Here is a 22846-nt window from a genome sequence, read left to right on the forward strand (position 1 = left end):
GATGACCGGGTCTTAGTGACGGCCCGTCGAGGCAAAGCGGCCATCTTCGTCGCGTTGGCGGTTGCCGCCGCGCGAACGGCCGCCACGATCGTCGTCATCATCGTCATCGCGCGAACGCGACCGGCTGGAGCCTCGGTCGTTGTCGTGGCTGTGACGGCCAGCCTCGGCATGACCTTCCGGGTCACCGAACCAGCCACGTCCGCGACCCGAGCTGCCACGGCGATCATCGTCGTCGTCATCGCGGCTACGGGAGGACGAACCGCCACGGCTGCTGGTGAAACGTCCGTCGTCATCGCGTTCGCGATTACCGCCCTGCGACCGGCCACCGCCACGTCCGCCGCGATCGTCGTCTTCATCGTAGCGCGAACGCGAACGGCTGGTGCCGCGGTCATTGTCGTGACTGTGGCGGCCCGCTTCGGCGTGACCTTCCGGATCGCCGAACCAGCCCCGGCCCTGGCCTGAACCCCCGCGGCCGGACGTGCTGCGGCGGTCGTCGTCATAATCGGATTGGCTGCGCGACGTTCCGCGACCGCTTGTGAACCGTCCCTCCTCGTCACGCGCCCGATTGTGATAGCCGCGGCTGTGACCATAGCTGTGCCAGTCGGCGTAATCGTCATCGTCGCGTGAGCGCCCTCCGCTGCCTGAAGCAAAACGGCCCTCTTCGTCGCGTTCACGGCCGCCCGAGGACTGGCCGCGCGAACCGCGATAATCGTCATCATAGTCCTGATCGTTTTGGCGGGAATTCGATTGTCTGGGCATAGTGTCTCCTTTTCCCGCAAGCGGGATGAAATAGACCTTAGTCAAGGAAATGGCTCATCCGGAGTTGAATGAGACAATAAGGACCCGGCCGCACGTACGGCCCCGGGTTCTGCTGTGAGGGATCAATGTCCGGCCTTCGCGCCACCGGACGAGGCGCATTCTAGGCATCGGCTTGTAAGATTATAGCATTGTTGAAATATATTCGAAATAAATATGGAATAAGCCGCAAATAATAACTGTAATTGTCACGTATAAGTATTTAAGTGCACATAAATATTGGCATCAAAAATACGTTACCCCGGAACCGTGCGGAGGTACACATTGTAACTTGCGGCTTTTTAACGATCTGCCGAGGCACCGCCGCCGCTATTTTACCGCCGCCGGTGCTAATCTAAAACGCCGTGAATACCCAGCAAAGGTCACATTATGGACAACGGCAAGTTCCGAAAGCGAACGCGCCCGATGCGGTAATCGCACCTCCGCCCACTCGCTCAGATCCGAATAGTAAAGGAGCCCCAAATGGCCGCTGATAACACACCGCGTAAACCGTCTGAAGCACCTGTCATCCTGCCGGCTGACCCCATGGGCGCCGGCCTGACCGTTATCGATGTCGAAAAGAACAGGCATGCCGACGATGAGGACTCTTTGAGAGGACCTCTTGGTGAAACGACGCGCAAGCCTTACGAAAACGAAGGCTGACGGGCGTCACATCCGTTCCGTTTCGGCGATCAGGCTGAGCAATCCGTCCAGTTTGCGCTCGAGCTCGCCAGTATCGAAAGGCTTCGAGATATAGTCGTCCATCCCGGCTTGGAGGCATTTCTCACGGTCGCCCTTCAGAGCATGCGCCGTCATTGCGAGGATCGGCGTCCTGCTCATGTTTAAAGAGCGTTCATGCTCCCGGATGCGGCGCGTGGTTTCAAAGCCGTCCATGTCGGGCATTTGTACGTCCATCATGATCAGGTCGAAACCGCCCGCTTGCCATTTAGTGATGGCGTCGCGCCCGCTGGATGCCACTTCAAAGCGGCAACCGAACTCTTCGAGCAGGGTCGTGGCGACGAGCGCGTTGGCGGCATTGTCTTCAGCCAACAGGATATTTTTGTGCGCTGGATGCGGCACAGTCTGAGCGGCTTTGCCGATGACCGCCATACTACCTGAAAGCAGGTGCAGGCGGACCTGCAATGTAAAGGTCGCCCCCTTGCCGGCCGCGCTCTTCACGGTCAGATTTCCGCCCATCATTTCCGCCAGCTTCCGGCTGATCGCCAGACCCAGTCCTGAGCCGCCAAACTTGCGGCTGATCGAAGAATCAGCCTGGGTGAATTGGCCGAAGACGTGCTCGATCTTGTCGGCGGCAATCCCGATACCGGTATCGCGGACACTCAATGACACCGTCATCGTGTCATCCTGAAGGGGACCGCTCCACACGGTCACGTCTATGCTGCCCTTAGCCGTGAACTTGACCGCATTGGACAGCAGGTTCATCACGATCTGCTTGAAGCGTAGTGCATCGGCTTCGAAGATGAGCCCGGGATCGATGCGGTAGTCAAGATTGCATTCCAGGCCCTTTTCCCGCGCCTTGACGGCGCTGATGTTCAGGCATTCCTCCGTCAGGGTGCGCAGATCGCATGGCGACAGGTCGAGTTCGACACTGTCGGCCTCGATACGCGCCAGGTCGAGCACGTCGCTGATGAGCTGCATAAGGGTTTCGGCGCTGTCCTTCATGGTCGACAGGTACTTGGCCTGCATCGCCGGGTCGGACTTGTAGTGCAGCATGATGTGGCTGAGCCCGACAATGGCGTTCAGCGGCGTCCGGATTTCATGCGACATGTTGGCCAGGAATTCCGACTTGGCGCGGCTGGCGCTTTCGGCCTGCATGCGTGCCTCGACCGAATCCTGGATATCGGTGCAGGTCCCGTACCATATACGGATACGCCCGGCGTCGTCGCGCATCGACACGCCGCGCGTCTTGAACCAGCGGTACCCCCCGTCGAAGCGGCGCAGGCGGTATTCGATGTCATAATCCGCGCGGCCTGCGATCGCCTCCGCCCATGCCAATGCCGTGCGTTCACGGTCATCCGGATGCAGGAAATCCTGCCATTGATCGCCCAGCAGGTTGGCCACCGGCTCGCCGGTATAGTGTCCCCACTGTTCGTTCATATAGATGGTGGCGCCGTCTTCGGCCCGGCTGATCCAGACAAGCTGAGGCATGGCTTCGGTCAGTCCGCGCCAGCGCTCCTCGCTTTCGACCAGGCGCTCCTCGGCGGCCTTGCGCGCGGTGATGTCCTGGAAATAGATCGACAGGCCACCGTCCTCGACCGGATAGATGCGCACGCTGTACCAGCGATGCCAGGCCGTATAGTAGTTCTCGAAGGCGATATCGACGCGCTCGGTCATGACCTTGCGCAGATGTTGCTCAAGCGCCGTGCCGATGGCGCCCGGAAGGACGTCCCAGTAGACTTGGCCGATCATATCGTCGGGCGCCATGCCCTGTGCCGTCAATATGTCGCGGGCGGCTGCATTCATATAGGTGAAGCGCCAGTTGGCGTCGACGACCTGCAGGCCGTCGGCGATGCTTTCCAGTACGCGCGCCAGCCGCGCCTCGCCCTCACGGCGCAGGCGCGACATCTGCAGTTGCGATCGCAGTTTCGCCATCAGTTCGCGGGCGCTGAACGGCTTGACCAGATAATCGTCAACCCCCGCGTCCAGCGCCTCGACACGCGCCTCCTCGCCCGCCCGCGCCGACAGCATGACGACGGGAATGTCGCGCGTCCGCTCATCGCCGCGCAACCGCGCCAGCAGGCCGAAACCATCCAGCCTCGGCATCATGACGTCGGTCAGCACCAGTTGGGGCGGATCCGCGACGATCCGTTCCCACGCGGTCTCGCCATCGGTGACCGGCTCGACGCGGAATTCGGTGTTCAGCAGCCGGCAGACATAGTCGCGCATGTCGGCATTGTCGTCGGCCAGGACGATGCGCGGCGCGTCGGCGGCCGGGCTTTCGTCCTGTCGCGCGGCATCTTCCGGCAGCCAGCGCAGCATTTCTTCGGCAACGGCGCCGGCGCGGACCGAACCCGCGACGGGCAACGCCTCCTCGCGCACCTGGGCCAGCGGCAGATGCCCCCTGCCCAACGGCAGCCGGACAGTGAAGGTGCTGCCTTCTCCCAGGCGGCTTTCGACCGAGACCTCTCCGCCGTGCAGCTTGACCAGTTCCTGTACCAGGGCCAGGCCGATGCCTGAGCCTTCTATGCTGCGCCCGGTCGCGCCTTCGACGCGGTGGAAGCGTTCGAACAGGTTCGGCAGTTCTTCCTCTGGGATGCCGGGGCCGGTGTCGCGCACCGCCAGAACGGCGTGTCCGTTGTCCGCGCGCAACGCGACTTCGACCGATCCCGACAGGGTATATTTGAAGGCGTTGGACAGCAGGTTGAGGATGATTTTTTCCCACATATCGGCGTCGACATAGGCCGGCTGCGGCAAGGGCTCGATGGCGATGCGGTAATCGAGCCCCGCCTTGTCCATGGCCGAGCGGAAATTGCTGGCCAGGTCCGCCGTATAGGCCGGCAGGTCCAGCGGCTGATAGGTCGCGGTTACCCGGCCCGATTCGATGCGCGAAAAATCGAGCAGCACATTGACCAGCTTCATCAGCCGTTCGGCATTGCGGTGGGCGACCTCCAGCCGCCCGCGATTGACCGGATCGAGCGCAGGATCGCCAACCGCGTCCTCCACCGGCGCCAGCAGCAGGGTCAGGGGCGTGCGGAATTCGTGGCTGATATTGGAGAAGAAGGTCGTCTTGGCGCGATCCAGCTCCGCCAGGGCCTCCGCGCGCTTGCGTGCCTCCTCATAGGCCTGGGCGTTGGCGATGCTGGCCGATATTTGCCCGGCGGCCAGCGTCAGGAAACCCTTGTAGTCGTCGTCCGGCAGTCGGAAAGGGTTAAGACCCGCGATCAGAACACCGCCGGCACTTAACGGCACAACGGCGGCGAGCGACGGAGGTTTTTGCCAGGCACCGGACGGCAGCGCGCCGAAAACATGGTCCAAGCCGCTGACGATCTGGATGTCATGGCTCCGGCAGGCCTCGGCACAGGGCCAGGGCGACGGCGCACCAAGGTCGATCTGCCCGGGTGCCGCCGGATGATCGGTTTCAATGCCGTTCAGACCCGCCCGTCGCAGCGTATCGCCTTCGCCGTCGAGATAAATCATGGCGAACGGCAGATCGCGCAAGTTTTCGGCCATGGCGTCACAGGCCAGGCGGCACACGTCTTCGACGGTGCGAGCGTCGGCGGTGAAGGACGCGAGATCGCGCAGGGTCGCCGTCTGGCGCTCACCGATCACCCGGCGTGTGTCATCCGTATTGGCGCAGATGATACCGCCCGGGGTGCCGTCGTCATCGGGGATAGGGCTGTAGGAAAAGGTGTAGTAGGTTTCCTCGGGATAGCCGTTGCGCTCCATGATCAGGAGCTGCTCTTCGACATAGGTGCCCTCGGTGCCTGTCATGGCCGTGGCCAGCAGGGGCCGGATGTCGTCCCAGATTTCCTGCCAGACCACCTTGGTCGGCTGACCCAGCATGTGCGGATGCTTGCCACCGATAATCGACTTGTAGGCATCGTTATAAAGGTAGACCAGCTCCGGCCCCCAACCGATCCAGATCGGCTGGCGAGAGGTCAGCATGATGCGGACGGCGGTCTTCAGGCTTTGCGGCCACTGATCGACCGGTCCCAGCGCGGTGGCGGACCAGTCTCGCCCGCGCATCAGCACCGCCAGCTCGCTTTCACCTCGCAGCACACCTGACGTATCCGGTGCGGCGGTATCGCCATACATACTCAAACCCGGCCCTCCACAACCGATCAGATGACGTTTCCGTCCGTAAGGATTCAATGTGGAGGTCAGCGTGTCCAATCGCACATAGCATGAAATTGCGACTTATTTGCATCTCTTCGTCAAAAGTGCATCTGTTGCGATTGACTCTGATAATCATTCTCATTAACCGATCATTCTTCACTGGGTTAGGGAGTTTGATCATGCGCAAAACGCTTATGATGACCGCTTCGCTGCTGGCTGCGGCAGGAAGCTTAGGGGCTGTTTCGGCCTATGCCGCAGATGTAGCGGCTGACGACAAGGACGCGGTTGTCGTCACAGCAACGCGCTCGGAAAAGGCGGTCGCCGACGCGCCCGCCACCGTCAGCGTCATCACCGCCGACGACATCGAAGACCAGCTATCGACCGATCTGAAGGATCTCGTCCGCTATGAGCCCGGCGTGTCTGTGCGCAATTCGCCGTCGCGCTTTACCGCGGCCGGCGCCACCACCGGCCGTGACGGCAATGCCGGCTTCAATATTCGCGGCATCGAAGGTAACCGCGTCCTGATGCAGATCGACGGCATACGCATCCCCGACGCCTTCTCGTTCGGCGGCCAGAATGTCGGCCGCGGCGGCTATGGCGATCTCGACATCATCAAGTCGGTCGAAATCCTGCGTGGTCCGGCCTCGGCCCTGTACGGCTCCGACGGCGTCGCGGGCGCCGTCAGCTTCTTCACCAAGGATCCGGTCGATATCCTGCGCGGCGGAAAGGTGTTCGGCGGCCAGGCGCGTGTCGCCTATGCTTCGGCCGACGAAAGCAACGCCAAGAGCCTGGTTTTCGCCGGCAAGTCCGACACGTGGTCCGGGATGCTGGCCCTGACGGCGCGCGAAGGTCAGGAGCAGAAAACCGCCGGCACCAACGATACGGCGACCTCCGCCCGCACCGTCGCCAATCCGCAGGACATTTCCTCCAGCCTCTTGTTCGGCAAGCTCGTCTTCACGCCGGCCGAAGGTCACCGCCTGCGCCTGACGGCCGAAACCTATGAAAGCGAGATCTTCTCGGATGTCCTGAGTTCGCGTTCGGCAACGACGCTGAAGCTCGACGGCCACGACACGTCCGAGCGCACGCGCGTCGGCCTCGACTATCGCTGGCGCGGCAACGGCATAGTCGACGCCATCGATGCGGTCATCTATTCGCAGACCTCGAACAGCTATCAGTACACTTTCGAAGACCGTAACCCGGCCGTCGACCGTACCCGTATCAATATCTTCGACACAAGCGTTGTCGGCGCCAATGTCGACTTCACAAGCCGCGCCACCTTCGGCTCGATCAGCCACACTCTCACTTACGGATTCGACTGGTCGCAGACGGAGCAGGAATCGATCCGCGACGGCACGGTGCCGCCCGCCGGCGAAACCTTCCCGACGCGCGCCTTCCCGACGACGGACTTCACGCGCACCGGCCTGTTCATCCAGGACGAAATCGTGATCGGCAATCTGTCGCTCTATCCGGCGGCGCGCTTCGACAGCTATGAGCTGACGCCCAAGGCCGATGCCCTTCTGACCGGCTTCACGCCCAAGGGCCAGGACGGTTCGCACGTCTCACCCAAGCTTGGCCTGATCTACAAGTTCACGCCGGAACTGGGCCTGTTCCTCAATGCCGGCGAAGGCTATAAGGCGCCGTCGCCGGGCGAGGTCAACAATGCCTTCGCCAACATCATTGCCAACTACCAATCGCTGCCCAACCCGGACCTGAAGCCGGAAACCAGCCGCACCTTCGAAGCCGGCCTGCGTTGGTCGGGCGCCCGCTTCGACGGCAGCGTCACGGCGTTTTCGGCCAATTACGACAACTTCATCGAACAGGTCCAGGTGGGCGGCAGCTTCACCCCGGCCGATCCGGCGCGCTATCAGTTCGTCAACCGCAGCGACGTCGAGATCAGCGGCCTGGAGTTGCGCGGCCGCGCCGAACTGGGCCGTGGCTTCACGCTGAATGTCGCCGCCTCGACCGCCAAAGGCGATGTCATCGCGCCGACCGGCAAGACGGCCCTGGCCAGCATCGATCCGATGAAGGTCGCCGGCGGTGTTCACTATCGTGACGGCGAAAACCGCTTCGGCGGCGCCGTCATGGTCACCCATGCAGCTAAAAAAGACTCGGATCGCCTGGGTGTGACCTGTACGCCGTCGTGCTTCGTGCCGGACGCCTTCACCACGGTCGATGTGACGGCTTTCTGGAACATCACGAAGGCGGTGACGTTGCGCGCCGGCATCTTCAACCTGACCGACGAAAAATACATGTGGTGGTCGGATGGCCGGGGCCTGTCCTCGACGGCGACCTTTATCGATGCCTACACCCAGCCGGGCCGCAATGCCTCCGCGTCGCTCGTCTATCGCTTCTAATCCGGGAAAAACATGATGTTACGCAAAGCCCTCCTGCTGGCGCCGCTCCTTCTGGCCGCGCCGGCCATGGCCCACTCGCCCTACCTCAAGCCCAACATGTTCACACCGGACGCCAAGCGGCCGCACGTGACGGTCGAGGCGTCGTTTGCCGAAGGTAGCCTCAACCCCGACGTCGCCATGAAGGCCGACAAGTGGCACGCCGTAGCGCCCGATGGCACAACGGTGGCGCTGACACCTGCCGCGGCGCTTAAGGACGCGACTTATCTGGAAGTGCCGCTGGCGCAAAGCGGCACCTACCGCATCTCGTCGGGTGAACGCACCGGACGTCTTGCGAAAGCGGCGCTGCAAGGCACCAACATCCGTTTTCTGGAAGGCGCCGAAGACAAGCCCTGGCCCAGCGAAAAGCTGATCGAGGTCCAGAGCGTCACCCGCGCCGACGTCTATGTCGTCCACGGCAAGCCCTCGGCCCTGCCCGCACCGGCCGCCGACTTCGGCATCTATCCGGTCTCCGATCCGTCGGACGCCTATACCGGCGAAGTTATCCGCGTGAAAGTTCTTCGCGATGGCAAGCCCGTCAAGGACGCGCGCGTTATCGTCGAAGACGCCCAGGAACGCTATGCCGCCAAGAAGGCCGCGCCGCTCGAAGTCGTCACGGATGCTGAGGGTGAAGCCCACGTTACCGCCGGCGCCGCAGGCCTTTACCTGCTGCTGACGCGCGTGCGCGCCCCCAGCGCCACCAACCCGAACCTGTGGATCAGCAACACCGCCACCCTCACCCTTGAAGTGCTTCCGCAATAAAAAGGACAAGAATGATGAAGACGCTTATCTTACCTGCCGCCATTGCGCTCGCCCTGGTCGCCGGTTCTGCCCAGGCCGCGCCGCACAGCATTCGCGCCATGATCAAGGAATACGATCTCAACGCAGACCAGAAGGTATCGCGCGACGAATTCGACGCCGTGCGCAAGATCCGCTACCTGACCACGGACGCGGATGGCAACGGCACGTTGAACAAGGCCGAGTATGTCGGCGAATTCGAAACGCGCCTGAAGAAGGATCTCGAATCTGAGAGCGATGCCGCCAAGGCCAAGGAAGAATACGACCGCCAGATGCGCCAGGCCGATGTCCGTTTCGGCGTGCTCGACACCGACAAGGACGCGAAGATGACCTTCGACGAATACGTATTCTCGGGCCACCAAATGTTCAACCGCCAGGACATCGACAAGGACGGCCTGGTGACGCTGAAGGACAGCGATCTCCTGAAAACGCAACAGGCCGAAGGCAAGGGTGACGATTTTATTTCGCCATAACCTCCATGCCGGAGCGATATGGCGAAACCAAGTTCGGCGTAGCCAAAAGCGTCAGCGGTTTTCGCGTCATTATCGCGACCAAGCAAAATCCTTGACGGGACTCTGAGCCCGCGCTTCTTAATCGAGGCGCGGGCGTTGTCGTTTGGTAAAAGAGGCTTGCCAAGAGCGATGATATCTGACCATTATTTCCGAATGGTCAGACCAAAAGACCGGCTCAAGCCGGCTGTACCGCGCCTTCCCCGGGGCGTGCGCGTAATCGGACCGACATAGAGAGGATGACAAATGAAAAAGGACATCAATGCCCGCCGCGATTTTCTCATGCAGGCCGGTATAGCCAGTGTGGCCGCCATGGGCTTTGCCGCCGGCGACGTGAAGGCCGAAACCCTGCCCCCGCCCCCCGAATTCAAGCCGCAGCACAAGGTGCGCTTTTCGGTCTGCGGCGTCAGCCACGACCATATCCACGGCATGATCGCCGCCATGAAGCGCGGCGGCGGTGAGCTGGTCAATGCCTGGGGCGCCGAGCCCGACAAAATGGCGACTTTCCGCCAGCGTTACCCTGAGGCGCGCATCCTGGCCACCCAGGACGAGGTCATCAACGACGACACCCAGTTGATCCTGACCTCGCACGTCCCTAATGAGCGTACCCATATCGGCATCCGCGCCATGAAGGCCGGCAAGGATGTGCTGGCCGACAAGCCGGGCATCATCACGCTGAAGGATCTGGCGCTGGTTCGCAAGACCATCAAGGACACCGGCCGCAAGTACGGCATCCAGTATTCCGAGCGTCTCGACGTGCGTGCCGCCGTCTATGCCGGCGAACTCATCAAGCAGGGCGCCATCGGCAAGGTCATCCAGACCATCAACCTGGCCCCGCACCAGATCGTCCAGGGCGGCGGTGATGCCGGCGGTGGCTCCAAGCGGCCAGAATGGTTCTGGGACGACCGCCTCTTCGGCGGCATCCTGACCGACATCGGCTCGCACCAGGTCGATCAGTTCCTCTACTATACCGGCTCGAAATCGGCCGAGATCGTCGCGTCACAGATCGCCAATATCGGCTTCCCCGACCGTCCGCGCTTCCAGGACTTTGGCGACATGACCCTGCGCGGCGATGCGGGCCTGGGTTACGTCCGCCTCGACTGGTATACGCCCAAGGGCCTCGGCACCTGGGGCGACGGCCGCCTGTTCGTGCTGGGTACCGAAGGCTATATCGAGGTGCGCAAATACACCAATGTCGCCGTTAACAAGCAGGGCAACAACCTGTTCCTGGTCGACCAGACCGGCGCGCGCTTCATTGACTGCTCGAACGGCGACCTGCCGTTCGGCCCGCAATTCATCGCCGACATCGTCAACCGTACCGAGACCGCCCAGAGCCAGGAAATGGCCCTGCTGGCCGCCGAACTGTCGATCAAGGCGCAGGTCGGCGCCAAGGCTGTGAAAATCTGAGTTTCCCCTCCGGCCCTTACCAAAATATTGGAAGGGCCGAAATCTTTGGCGCTCCCCCGAAAGCGCGACAAACACTGGTCTGGGAGGATACCAATGACCAAACTGACAAAACGCGGCCTGATTAGGGCCGGACTGGCGACGGCTGTCGCCGCGGGCTTCCCGGCCATCGTGCCATCGACCGTCTTCGGCCAGCATGCGCCGTCCAAGCGCATCAATGTCGGCACGATCGGCTGCGGCCGCATCGCACGCGGTCACGACATGCCGGAAGTCCTGAAGGACAGCCGCGCGCGCATCGTCGCCGTGTCGGACGTCGAAGCCCACCGCCTGGAAGAGGGCAAACAGTTCGTCAACGACTTCTACGCCAAGCAGACCGGCAAGCCCTATGATGGCGTCAAAACCTTTGCCAACTACCGCGACCTGTTGGCTGACAAGGATATCGATGCGGTCATCGTCTCGACGCCCGACCACTGGCACGCGTTGATGGGCATTCACGCAGTCGAGGCCGGCAAGGACGTCTACCTGCAAAAGCCGGCGTCGCTGACCATCGCCGAAGGCCGCGCCCTGTCGAACGCCGTCAACGCTTCGGGCCGCATCCTGCAGATCGGCAGCCAGCAGCGCACCAATATGCCGCAGTTTCGCAAAGCCGCCGAGTGGGTGCGCAATGGCCGCATCGGACAGATCACCCGCGTCGAAATCGGCCTGCCGGGCGATCCGGCCGGCGGTGACCCGACGCCACAGCCGATCCCTGCTGGCCTCGATTACGACGCGTGGCTGGGCTCGACGCCCTATGTCCCCTACACGCTGGATCGCGTTCATCCGCGCACCGGCTATGACCGGCCGGGCTGGCTGCGCCTGCGTCAGTTCGGCGCCGGCATGATCACCGGCTGGGGTTCGCACCATATCGACAGCGCCCACTGGGGCATGGATACGGAATATACCGGCCCGATCGAGGTGTGGCTGGACCATGTCGAATATCCGACCTCGGGCCTGTGGGACGTCCACGGCAAGTTTCAGACCGAGGCCCTCTATGCCAACGGCGTGCGCATGAGCATCAGCGGCGCCTATCCGAACGGCATCAAATATATCGGCACCAAGGGCTGGCTGTTCGTGTCGCGCGGTGATGCGGCGGCGACCGCTTCGGACCCAAAGTCGGGCAAGGCCAAGGCTCTGGATGCGTCCGATCCGAAGATCCTGACCTCGGTCATCGCGCCGGACGAGGTCAAGCTCTATACGGCCGATGAGCAGCACACCAACTGGCTCGATTGCATCATCAGCCGCAAGCCGCCGATCTCGCCGGCGGAGATGGGGCACCGCGCGTGTTCGACCTGCCTGGTGCACGACATCGCCATGGTGCTGAAGCGCAAGCTGTATTGGGACCCGGTTGCCGAGCGCTTCAAGAACGATGACGAAGCCAACGCCATGCTGTCGCGTCCGATGCGCGCGCCGTATGTGATTTAATGTCCTTCTCCCTGCTTGCGGGGAGAAGGTGGCCCAACGGGCCGGATGAGGGGCCAAAACGCTGTCCGCGAACGCCGCTTCGTCCGATTGCCCCTCACCCTAGCCCTTTCCCCGCACGCGGGGAGAGGGGATGTACGGAGGCCCCATGCTTACCAAACGCGATTTCAAAGTTGCAGGAATAACCCTGGCACTTACTCTCGGCGCCATCGCCGCGGTCTCGATTGCCGCCGACACTGCCAAGCCTATCCTCGGTCCCACCACCTTCGACTGGAACCAGATGAAGGTCACCAAGACCGATGTCGGTGAGGTCCGCCAACTGGTCCGTCAACCAACCGCCACGCTCGACGAGCTGGAAATGCACGTCACCACGCTTAATCCCGGCACGACCTCGCATCCTCCGCACACCCACGTCAACGAGGAGCTGGTCATCATCCGCGAAGGCACGGTCGAGGTCTTCAATGGCGGCAAGTGGGTGCGCCTGGGGCCAGGCTCGGTCATCTTCAACGCGTCGAATGATCCGCATGCCCTGCGCAATGTCGGCGATACGCCGACCACCTATCACGTCATTAACTGGTCACCGGACCCAGCGCGCCTCAAAGCGGCAAAATAGGCCTTTTACGCACCCGCGAAAGCAAGCGGACTGCATTTTTACAAGACGGTGGGCATGTTGGCGCGAATGCGCCAACTGAGGAAACTGCCATGGCCACCGCCACAGCCGAGTCCAACCTGCCTGCCGTCGCCGTGCCGACCCCTGAGTCCAGCACCGGATCTGTTACGCGGCCTGTTGACGAGATTGAAGATCCATACGTCTGGAAACCCGCAGGCGCGTTTGGTCTTCAGGCTGTGCAAGCCAAGGCACAACCGCCGGCGGCCGCGACGCAAAGCACCAAGCCGCAGTCGCCGCCAATGGCAAAGGCAAATGACGCCTATGAGGCTTTGTGGCGCTGGCGTGATTTCGCTGCCGGCGTAGCGGTTGGCGCTATCTCGATAATCGCTTTTAGTCTGGCCTATAAGCTCGAGCGCCGATAATTGGTCTGACCATCACCTTGACGCTCCGCCCTTGTCCTGATACCGCTACCATATAGCGCAATCAATGCGACAAACGCGCCACCCAAAAAGGCGCGCCTGGACAAGGAAATGCTCATGCCCCGTACGCTTGCCGCCGCGAGCCGTCTCCTCGCATCATCTGCTATCATCGCTCTTGCGGCCACCGTTTCTGCCACCGCTGCGACGCCTCCCGCCTGCCAGACGGAGTCCTGTGCTTTTCTCGATAAGTTCCTGACGCCGGAAGCACGCGCCAAGGACCTGGTCGCGCGCATGACGCTGGAAGAAAAGGCCTGGCAGATGGGGAATGCCGCCCCTGCCCTGCCGCGTCTGGGGCTGCCCGCCTACGACTGGTGGAACGAGGTCCTGCACGGCCTGGCGCGCGCCGGCCACGCCACCGTCTATCCGCAGGCCATTGGCATGGCCGCCACCTGGGACAAGGGTTTGATGGGTGATATCGGCCAAGCCATCGCCACGGAAGGCCGCGCCAACTACAATGCCGAACTGGCCCGCCACGGCGGCACGACGCGCTATTTCGGCGTCAACTACTGGTCGCCCAATATCAACATCTTCCGCGATCCGCGCTGGGGCCGCGGCCAGGAAACCTACGGCGAAGACCCTTACCTCTCCGGCCACATGTCGATCCCCTTCATCAAGGGCATCCAGGGCGACGACCACACCTATTTCAAGGGCATCGCCACGCCCAAACACTTTGTCGTCCACTCAGGGCCCGAGCCGCTGCGCCACGGCTTCAATGTCGATGTGTCGAAGTTCGACCTGGAAGACACCTACACCCCGGCCTTCCGTTCGGCGATCGTCGATGGTCAGGCCTATTCGATGATGTGCGCCTATAACGCCATCGACGGCTTCCCGGCCTGCGCCAGCCCCTTGATGGAAAACCTGGTGCGCAAGGACTGGGGCTTCAAGGGCTTTATCGTCTCGGACTGCGACTCGGTCGACGACATGGTCACCGGCCACAAGAGCCACAAGGACCACGCCGAAGCCTCGGCCGTCGCCATCCGCGCCGGCACCGATCTTGACTGCGGCGACAGCTATCGCGCCCTGCCGGCAGCCGTGCGGGCGGGCCTGATCAAGGAGGCCGAGATCGACACCTCACTGATCCGCCTGATGGAGGCGCGCATCCGCATGGGCCTGATCGATGGGGGCAAATATGACGATATCCCGCTGACGGCCATCAACACGCCGGAGCACCGTGCGCTGGCCCTGCGCGCCGCCGAAGAGGCCATAGTTCTCCTTAACAACGGCAAAGGTCTGCTGCCCCTGAAGGGCAATGAAAAGATCGCCGTCATCGGTCCCAATGCCCAGCACCTGCAAAGCCTGGAAGGCAACTATACCGGCGCCGCAGTCGATCCATCCTATCCGCTCAATGGCCTGCGTGGCGTCTATGGCGACCGCCTCACCTATGCCCCCGGTTCGGCGCTGATCGACAACATGCCGATCGAGATTCCGTCGATCTTCCTGAAACCTTCGGAAGGCAGCGCGGAAAACGGCCTGAAGGGCGAATATTTCGACAATCCGACCTTCTCGGGCGCACCGAAGATGACGCGCACCGATGAGGTCATCAATTTCGACTTCTACCACACCGGCCCGACGCGCGACTTCGAGCCGCTGAATTTCTCGGTGCGCTGGACCGGCGTGCTGACGCCGCCGGCGGCCGGCACATATAAGCTGGCCTTCCGCATGTCGACGCCGCGCGCCGGCCAGGCCCAGCCGAACGTCAAGGTGTGGCTCGACGGCAAGCCGATCGTCAAGGGCGACATGATCGGCAAGACGACCGAGGTCACCTTCACCGACACCAAGCCGCATGAGATCCGCGTCGATTATGTCCGCGCCAATGAAGACCGTCTGGTCGCGCTCGACTGGGTCGCGCCTGCGCAGGTGCTGATCAACGGCGCGGTCAAGGCGGCGCAACAAAGTGATGTCGTCGTCGCTTTTGCAGGATTGTCGCCCGATCTCGAAGGTGAGGAGATGAAGGTCGACTATCCGGGCTTCGACGGTGGGGACCGCCTGACGCTTGGCTTACCCGACGCCCAGCGCAGGATGCTCGAAGCCATCAAGGCGACGGGCAAGCCTTTGGTGGTCGTCTATCTGACCGGCGGCGCGGTGTCCGACCCGTGGGTGGAACAGAATGCCGATGCGCTGGTCCAGGCCTGGTATCCCGGCCAGGCCGGCGGACAGGCGATCGCGCGCGTCCTGACCGGCGAGGTCAATCCAGCCGGCCGTCTGCCGTACACCATCTATCGCGATGTGAAGGACCTGCCGGCGTTTGGCGACTACAATATGGCCAACCGCACCTATCGTTACTTCAAGGGCGAGGTCTTGCACCCGTTCGGCAAGGGCCTGAGCTACACGACCTTTGCCTATTCCGCACCGGTGCTGTCGGCGGCCTCGCTCAAGGCGGGTCAGCCGGTGACGGTTACCACCACCGTGCGCAACAGCGGCGCACGCGATGGCGACGAGGTAGTGCAGCTCTATGTCACCAAGCCTGCGGTCAAGGGCGCGCCGAATGCCAGGCACGCGCTGGCCGGGTTTGAGCGTGTTCACCTCAAGGCCGGTGAAAGCCGCAAGGTGACAATGACCTTGGACGCCCGTGCGTTGAGCGCCGTCGATGGCAATGGCGAGCGCAAGGTTCGCCCGGGCGCCTACACTGTCCATGTCGGCGGCGGACAGCCGGGTTATACAGCGACCGTCAAAGCCACTTTGAAAGTGTCGGGCTCGGCGTCGGTGCCTAAGTAATACCTACTGAGCACGGGGCCACTTATCGTAGGCCCCGCCCACCATCTGCTCCGCAGATGGTGGGCGGGGCTATGTGCAGGTGTAGCGCGCCCTGCTTTAAGCCACTATTCGTGCCGCAACGCCTTGCCCGGTTCGGTCGAAGCGCTCGCCAAGGCCAAGCCACCCACGGTCAGCAGGGCAATCGTCATCGCCACCAGTGTTGCCGCCACAAAGATCAGCGGATCGAGCGCCACGGCATCATCGAACTGCGACAGCCACTGCGTCAAGGCATACCACGCCAATGGCCAGGCAATCAGGTTGGCCAAAAGCACCGGGCGCAGGAACTGCCCCACCAGCAAGCCCACCACCTTGCCGCTCGACGCGCCCAGAACCTTGCGCAGGCCGATTTCACGTGCCCGGCGCGAGGTGTTGAACGCCGCCATGCCATAAAGCCCTATACAGCCGATCAGGGCCGCGATCCCGGCGCCGATGCTGAAAACGTTCGAACGATTGCGGTCGGGTTTGTAATATTTGTCGATATTCTCGACGCCCGACACGGCCTTGAAAGGCACCTGCGGCGCGATCGCCTTCCATGCCGTCTCCATGCGCTGACGCATAACCGGCTCCGGCACGCCGGCATAACGGACGCCGGTGATCGAATGCCTGTAGGGCGTCCGGTCCATCAGGTAGAGCATCGGCGCGACCTTTTCCTTCGGTGACCGGAAACGCATGTCCTCGATGACACCGGCGACGCGGACCTTATAGTCGTCGAAGTCGAGCACCTCGCCCACGGCCTCCTGGGGTGACTTGAAGCCGAGAGTTTCGGAGGCGGTGCGGTTGATCATGACATTGGCGGTCTCGCCGCGTGGCGGATCCTGCTGTTCGCCATTGACCCAGCGGATATAGATGTCTTCGCCGCGCGTCGGATCGAGCATCCGTCCGGCAATGACCGTCCCGCCGTAGGTTTTGAAATAGTCGGTGCCCACGATGGTAAAGCTGGACGACGGGCGGCGGCCGACGTGGCCTTCGCGCGACACGTCGGTATTGTTGGTCAGCGAATTGTCGCCGGGCGCGCTGTTGGCCCCGGCCACAGCGATGACGCCCGGCAGATTGCGGAACGCCGCCCAGATGGCTTCGCGCTGGGCATTGGTCAGGGCCGGATCATAGGTCGAATCCGAAATCATCAGCCCCTCGCGCTTGAAGCCGATGTCGGCGGTCTTCATGTGGTTGAGCTGGCTCAGGAAGCCCGCGCCCATGATGAAGAAGGCGATGACGATGGCGAACTGCAGCACGACCAGGGCTTCACGCAGACGGAGGGCCATGCGGCCGCCGGCGGGTGTGCGCGAAGAGGCCAGCACCTGGGCCGGTTTGAAACCCGAGAGCACAAAGGCCGGATAGAGGCCCGCCAGGAGACCGACCAGGAGGATGAAGGCGCCGGCCAGGACAAGCGGGACGGCTTCACCGGCATAGTCGAGCTTCAATTTGAGGTCACCGAAGCTGTTGATATGCGGCAGGCTGAGCTCGACGATGCTGAGGCCGATCAGCGCTGCCATGATCGTCGTCAGCAGGGCCTCGCACAGGAATTGCGCCCGCAGCGATCCTTGCGTGGCGCCCAGTGTCTTTCGCACCGCCACCTCCTTGGCGCGCATGCCGGCGCGGGCGGTGGCCAGGTTGATATAGTTGATGGCGGCGATCAGGAAGGCCAGTATGCCGACAATGCCCAGGACATAGACGGCCGTACGCGTCTTCTCGTCTTCCAGGTGCAGGCTGGTCAGCGGCACCACCATGGTCTTCAGGACGTGGCTCGGCTTGTCGTCGCCGAACTGGTTGGCGGCATGGCGATCGATAAAGGCCGGAAAATGCGCGTTCATGTCGGCCGCGTCCTTCGGCGTATCGAAGACGAGGATGGTCTGCAGGCGCTGCGACCCGTAACGCTCCCAGCTGGTCGTCCGGTCGATCAGCGACCGGTTGAGGAGGCGGACAAAGTCGAATTTGTAGGCGGTGGTATCGGGCAGGGCCTTGAGGACCGCGCTGATGCGATAGTCGTGCGTACCCTCTTCGTCGGTCAGCCGGATCGTCTTGCCGATCAGGGCGGAAGCGGCCTCGCCTGGAAAATACTTTTCAGCCATGGGCTGGGACATGACCACATTGTCCGGCGCCGCCAGGGCCGCCGACTTGCTGCCGGCCAGAAGCGGCAGGTCGAAGACCTTGAAGAACTCGTTGTCGACCAGAAGCACCTCTTCCTGCGTGCTGTTGGCGCCCATATGGACAGTGACATTGTGATCCCAGAGGCGCGTCCCGATGCGCTGCGGGTTGTCGGATTTGATGTTGTCGAGCAGGCCGCCATTGGTCCACGGCTCCGGATCGGTGCGGACGGCGGCGAACTTCCAGGCGTTTTCGACGATATAGATCTTTGACGCTTTCGGCAGCCACTGCTCGTACGTCGTCTCGAAGCGGAAGAACAGTCCCAGCGTAATGAAGACGGCGATGCCGAAGCTCAGGCCCAGCAGGTTCAGCAGGGCGTAGAGCGGATGGCGCGTGAACGAGCGGTAGAAGGCGGTAAAGGTGCTGCGCAGCATTACATCACCTCTTTAGAGAACTTGGGCAACGGAGGCGACCAGCTGGCCGTCGAGGATATCGACCTGGCGCGTCGCCTGGTCGGCGTGGGATTGTGAGTGGGTGACCATGATGATGGTCGCGCCGCCCTTGTTCAGCCCTTTGAGGATGTCCATGACCTGGGCGCCGTTTTCCGTGTCGAGATTGCCGGTCGGCTCGTCGGCCAGGATCAGGTCGGGCTGGCCGACAATGGCCCGGGCAATGGCGGCGCGCTGTTGCTGGCCGCCAGATAGCTGATGCGGAAAGTGGCGGGCGCGGTGGGCGATACCGACCTTGTCCATGGCGCCTTCGATCGCCTGGCGGCGCGATCCCTTGCGACCGTCGCGATAGAGCAGGCCCAGTTCGATATTCTCGTAGATGGTCAGGTCGTCGACCAGGTTGAAGCTCTGGAAGATGAAGCCCAGGTGGCGGGCGCGGTGCTTCGCCAGGTTCTTTTCGCTCATCCTCGCCAGGTCGTGGGATTTTCCATCTTCATTGGCAAAGAGATAGGCGCCCGAGGTCGGCCGGTCGATCGTGCCCAGCACGTTCAGCAGGGTGGATTTGCCGCAGCCCGACGGTCCCATGATGGCGACGAATTCGCCGCGTTTGATGGTCAGCGAAATGTTGTGCAGGGCCGTCGTTTCGACATCGTCCGAACGGTAGAGGCGGGTGATTTTTTGCAGGTCGATCAGGGTGTCGGTCATAGTCAGGCGCTCTTTTTCAGACGCAGGTGTTGCGCTTTTTGATAGTTGGAGGTGCCGGCGACAATAATCCGCTCCCCGGGCTTGAGGCCGCTCAAGACCTCGACATATTCGGGATTGCGGCGGCCGATGGTCACGGTGCGGCGCGAGGCCTTGTCGCCCTTTGCGTTCACCACGAAGACAGACGTGCCGTTGGTATCGGCCAGCCAGCTGCCCGACGGCGCCAGGGTCGCCACTTCGCTGCCGGCGCTCATCTGCAGGCGGATGTCGGCGGCCTCGCCGCGCTTCAGGTCGGCGGGCACGGCGGAATCGAACTCGAGTTCGACCGTGATGCGGCCATTGGCGACCTGTGGAAAGACCTTGCTGACATGGACGTCGACCGTCTGGTTGTGCAGGCGCGCCTGCGCCTTCAGGCCGGTCGTCAGGCGTTGCAGATAGTATTCGTCGACCTGGGCGCGCAGCTTGTAGGTGCCCTCGGAATCAACCTGGCCCAGGGCTAAGCTCTGCGTCACCGCCTGGCCGGGCTTGAGGTCGAAACCGGTCAGCCGGCCCGTCGTGGGCGCGGCGATTGTAAGCGCCGTCAGTCCTTTGCGCACCTCGGTCAGCGAACGACGCAGATCAGCCGCTGAGTCCATGATCGCCTGGCGTTGCGACTGATAGAAGGCGGCTTCCTGCGCCTCACTGGCCTTCAGCGTCGCCAGGCGTGAGCGCTGATAGTCGGCCTCGTCGGCATAGACCTTGAGCGCCGCGTCATTGATCACGCCCTGGTCGCGCAGGGTCCGGCGGCGCGTCAGCTCCTGTTCTGCCTTGTGCAGGGCATAGGCGACGTCGGCACGCGTCTGTTCGCGCGCCTGTCCTTGCGTTTGCAGGTTCATCAGCTGGCTTGTGCTGTCGCTCAGACGCGCCGAAATGTCGGCCTCGCGTGTCGAGACCTCGAGCGTCAGCGACGGATTGGACAGCCGCGCCAAAGGCTGGCCGGCCACTACCCTGACACCATCGTCGGCCGCGACACTTTCGACACGGCCGGCCGCTTCGGCGGTGATAAAGACGGTGACCAAGGGCACGACTTCGGCCCGCAGCGGTACGTAGTCCTGATAGGCAGCACGGACGACTTCACCGCTGTCGATCGTATCGGCGTTGACATCGACCGTGTTCGACGCCGGCCGCAGCAGGAACAGGGCCAGGCTGACGGCGGCGACGATGGCGGCCACCGCGCCGATCTGGAACGGCCGTTTGCGGTACCACGGCCGGGTCAGCGCGCGGTCCATCTTGCGGGTCGGGGCATTGGAAGAGGTGGTATCGGGCATGATAAGAAGCTAACACGGCTTTTTCAATAGACATAAATTATTCATTTCATTTGACTTTTAGGCAAAATAACGCGAAATTCGAAAGTCTCTCACACCCTGAACTGTCCGTTTCCGAACATGAGCGACGCTCCACAAACCGAAGCCGAGGCGGGTGAAAAACGGCCGCCGATCCGGGCCTTCTTCCTCGATGACGATGCCGATGTGCTGGCGTCCGCCGAGCTGGTTTTGACGCGTCACGGCTTTACCCTGGCCACCGCCCAGACGCCCGAAGCGGCGCGCGACTATCTCGACCGCGAGCCCGTCGATGTTTTGCTGCTCGACCTCAACTACCGGCGCGGCGACACCTCCGGAGAAGCGGGGCTGGCCTTCCTGAAGGAGCGCATGACGGCGACCCCGCACCTGGCCGTGGTCATCGTCACCGGCCACAGCGGCATGAACATCGCCATACAGGCCATGCGCATGGGGGCGCAGGACTTCGTCGTCAAACCCTGGAACAATGAGCGCTTCATCGCCTCGATCCGCGCCGCCATGGAAGCGCCGCGCCGCGCGCCGGCCCCGCCGCAGGACCTCAATCTCGAACGCTCCGAGCGCGAGCTGATCAAGGCGGCGCTGGACCGGCACCAGTTCAACATCTCGCACGCCGCCAAGGACCTCGGCCTGACAAGGGCAGCGCTTTACCGGCGCATGGAAAAGCATGGATTATAGACGCCTGCTACTCGCGCTCGCCGCGCAGTTGGGCGTGTTCGCCGCCGGCGCCCTGGCCTGGCTGGCGTTCGCGCACGGACTCTATGCCAGCGCCCTGCTGTGCGTCCTGGCGGGCATCGTCCTGGCCAGCCTGGGGTTGACAACGACCGCCTTTCGCATCGGCCGCGACCTCTTGAAACGCGCCGCCCAGCCGGGCGCGATCTTCACCGCCGAACTCAGCCGGCGCAGGCTTCAGGTCCTGCTCGACCAGACGCCGTCGCCGCTGCTGCTCCAGCCGGAAAGCGGCCAACTGATCGCCGTCAACCGCGCCGCCCGCACCCTGTTCGACGTGTCCTATGCTTTGCCGGTGACGGCGCGGCGGCAGTTGCTGGGCGAAGCGGAAGGGTTGGCCACCCTGCCCGGCCAGATCAAGTGGAAGGGCGGAACCTATGCCGTCCACCTGGCGGAAATGGAAGAGGAAGACCGGTCTTCGCATCTGGCCGTGCTGACCGACATTTCCGCCGATGTCCGCGCCGCGGAGGCGACCGCCTTGCGCGACCTGTTGCGCGTGCTGAACCATGAACTGATGAATGCGCTTACGCCGGTTGCATCGATGAGCAAGAGCGCCCTCGATTTACTCGGCGACGACACGCCGGAGTCACGCGCCCTGGCGGTAAAAGCGCTGGAGCGCGTGGTGGCGCGCACCGAAAACCTGTCAGGCTTCATCAATGCCTATCGCGCCATGACGCGCCTGCCACCGCCTGTGGTGCGGCCGGTAAGGCTCGACGACTGGCTCGACGTCGCCGCCGAAAGCTTCGCGGCGCAGTGGGGCGAGACTGTCCGCCTCGATCATATCCTGTCGGACCCAGACCTCAGCGCCATGATGGACGAAGACCAGATGTGGCTGTGCGTCGGCAACCTGCTCAATAATGGCGCACAGGCGGCGCTCGATAACGCCCAGCCGCCGGTCGTGCGCCTGCATGTCCACATCGACGGCGATGGCGTCAGTGTCCACGTCGAGGATTCGGGCAAGGGTATCCCCGCCGATCAGGCCGACCAGGTCTTCCTGCCCTTCTATACCACCAAGGCAACCGGCACCGGCGTGGGCCTGAGCCTCGCCCGCCAGATCGTCCAGGGCCATGGCAGCACACTGTCCCTGATGCCGCCGGCGCCGGGCCATGCGGAGCGATTGGGTGGCGCCTGCTTCGCCTTCCGCCTGCGCCAAGCGTAAACGGCAATTAATTTATCAATGTTGCACACAGGTGTTGACTCTTTGTTCTTAATGGAACAAAATAAGAACATAGCCTCTGGGGGCCTGTAAACACTGGGAACACCGCCATGATGTTCGATGCGAAACTGTGGATGAAGACGTGGAAGTGCCCGCCGCAGGTCAAGGATCTGCCGCGCGATGGTCATATCGACGTCACTTGCCGGTCGTGCCGTTCGCAGTGGAAGCAATCAGTCCGTTCGCTGATCGAAGACAGGCGGCTGGGCGCACAGTTCCTCGACTTGGTCGAGTGGGAAACGCGCTGCCAGGACAAGGCCTGCGGCGGTATGGTGTGCTTTGCCGTTCCGGGTGAAGACGAGGACGAATACGATCTCTTGCAAGCCGCGTAGCCGAGGGT

The 22846-nt window shown here is 62.7% G+C and carries 17 protein-coding genes; 12 read left to right on the top strand and 5 right to left on the bottom strand.

Going from position 1 to position 22846, the window contains the following annotated elements:
- Positions 1-12 precede the first annotated feature (12 nt).
- Positions 13-759, bottom strand: a complete 747-nt coding sequence (locus tag J2X24_RS08640; RefSeq protein WP_209719673.1) for a hypothetical protein — start codon at positions 757-759, stop codon at positions 13-15.
- Between the two features lie 519 nt (positions 760-1278).
- Here J2X24_RS08640 and J2X24_RS08645 point away from each other — a divergent pair.
- Complete coding sequence (locus J2X24_RS08645; protein ID WP_209719676.1) at positions 1279-1458, top strand: hypothetical protein; 180 nt, start codon at positions 1279-1281, stop codon at positions 1456-1458.
- 6 nt (positions 1459-1464) lie between these two features.
- Here the strand turns inward: J2X24_RS08645 and J2X24_RS08650 are convergent, their stop codons facing one another.
- Positions 1465-5571, bottom strand: a complete 4107-nt coding sequence (locus J2X24_RS08650) for an ATP-binding protein (protein WP_245344589.1) — start codon at positions 5569-5571, stop codon at positions 1465-1467.
- Positions 5572-5771: 200 nt separating this feature from the next.
- On the opposite strand from J2X24_RS08650, the gene J2X24_RS08655 reads away from it, so the two are divergent.
- From J2X24_RS08655 to J2X24_RS08690, 8 genes are all read left to right on the top strand, one after another.
- Complete coding sequence (locus J2X24_RS08655) at positions 5772-7946, top strand: TonB-dependent hemoglobin/transferrin/lactoferrin family receptor (protein ID WP_209719682.1); 2175 nt, start codon at positions 5772-5774, stop codon at positions 7944-7946.
- 12 nt (positions 7947-7958) lie between these two features.
- Entirely contained in the window at positions 7959-8744 is a 786-nt protein-coding gene (locus tag J2X24_RS08660) for a DUF4198 domain-containing protein (RefSeq protein WP_245344568.1), read from the top strand.
- Between the two features lie 14 nt (positions 8745-8758).
- Positions 8759-9253, top strand: a complete 495-nt coding sequence (locus J2X24_RS08665) for an EF-hand domain-containing protein (protein ID WP_209719684.1) — start codon at positions 8759-8761, stop codon at positions 9251-9253.
- 282 nt (positions 9254-9535) lie between these two features.
- Positions 9536-10696, top strand: a complete 1161-nt coding sequence (locus J2X24_RS08670; RefSeq protein WP_209719686.1) for a Gfo/Idh/MocA family protein — start codon at positions 9536-9538, stop codon at positions 10694-10696.
- 93 nt (positions 10697-10789) lie between these two features.
- Positions 10790-12154, top strand: a complete 1365-nt coding sequence (locus tag J2X24_RS08675; protein ID WP_209719689.1) for a Gfo/Idh/MocA family protein — start codon at positions 10790-10792, stop codon at positions 12152-12154.
- A 145-nt stretch (positions 12155-12299) separates the two neighbouring features.
- Entirely contained in the window at positions 12300-12764 is a 465-nt protein-coding gene (locus J2X24_RS08680; protein WP_209719692.1) for a cupin domain-containing protein, read from the top strand.
- Positions 12765-12853: 89 nt separating this feature from the next.
- Positions 12854-13183 carry a hypothetical protein gene (locus J2X24_RS08685; RefSeq protein WP_209719694.1) on the top strand — a complete coding sequence of 110 codons (330 nt, stop codon included), beginning with the start codon at positions 12854-12856 and terminating at the stop codon, positions 13181-13183.
- 114 nt (positions 13184-13297) lie between these two features.
- A complete protein-coding gene (locus J2X24_RS08690; RefSeq protein WP_209719696.1) occupies positions 13298-15955 on the top strand; it encodes a glycoside hydrolase family 3 C-terminal domain-containing protein in 2658 nt (885 codons plus the stop codon).
- Positions 15956-16059: 104 nt separating this feature from the next.
- Here J2X24_RS08690 and J2X24_RS08695 read toward each other — a convergent pair whose 3' ends face one another.
- The 3 genes from J2X24_RS08695 to J2X24_RS08705 are packed head-to-tail and all read right to left on the bottom strand — an operon-like array spanning position 16060 to position 20537.
- Complete coding sequence (locus tag J2X24_RS08695) at positions 16060-18513, bottom strand: ABC transporter permease (protein WP_209719698.1); 2454 nt, start codon at positions 18511-18513, stop codon at positions 16060-16062.
- A 12-nt stretch (positions 18514-18525) separates the two neighbouring features.
- A complete protein-coding gene (locus J2X24_RS08700; protein WP_209719700.1) occupies positions 18526-19233 on the bottom strand; it encodes an ABC transporter ATP-binding protein in 708 nt (235 codons plus the stop codon).
- A 2-nt stretch (positions 19234-19235) separates the two neighbouring features.
- Complete coding sequence (locus tag J2X24_RS08705) at positions 19236-20537, bottom strand: efflux RND transporter periplasmic adaptor subunit (RefSeq protein ID WP_245344569.1); 1302 nt, start codon at positions 20535-20537, stop codon at positions 19236-19238.
- Between the two features lie 117 nt (positions 20538-20654).
- Between J2X24_RS08705 and J2X24_RS08710 the strand changes: the two genes are divergently transcribed.
- The 3 genes from J2X24_RS08710 to J2X24_RS08720 all read left to right on the top strand — a co-directional run bounded on the left by J2X24_RS08710 (position 20655) and on the right by J2X24_RS08720 (position 22838).
- Positions 20655-21242 (top strand): response regulator, encoded by a 588-nt coding sequence (locus J2X24_RS08710; RefSeq protein ID WP_209719702.1) that lies wholly within the window; start codon positions 20655-20657, stop codon positions 21240-21242.
- Positions 21232-22452 carry a sensor histidine kinase gene (locus J2X24_RS08715; RefSeq protein WP_209719703.1) on the top strand — a complete coding sequence of 407 codons (1221 nt, stop codon included), beginning with the start codon at positions 21232-21234 and terminating at the stop codon, positions 22450-22452. The genes J2X24_RS08710 and J2X24_RS08715 overlap by 11 nt, the downstream gene beginning before the upstream one ends.
- A gap of 107 nt (positions 22453-22559) precedes the next feature.
- Positions 22560-22838, top strand: a complete 279-nt coding sequence (locus J2X24_RS08720) for a hypothetical protein (RefSeq protein ID WP_209719705.1) — start codon at positions 22560-22562, stop codon at positions 22836-22838.
- Positions 22839-22846: the final 8 nt, after the last annotated feature.

Source organism: Asticcacaulis solisilvae (assembly GCF_017875235.1).
Classification (GTDB): domain Bacteria; phylum Pseudomonadota; class Alphaproteobacteria; order Caulobacterales; family Caulobacteraceae; genus Asticcacaulis; species Asticcacaulis solisilvae_A.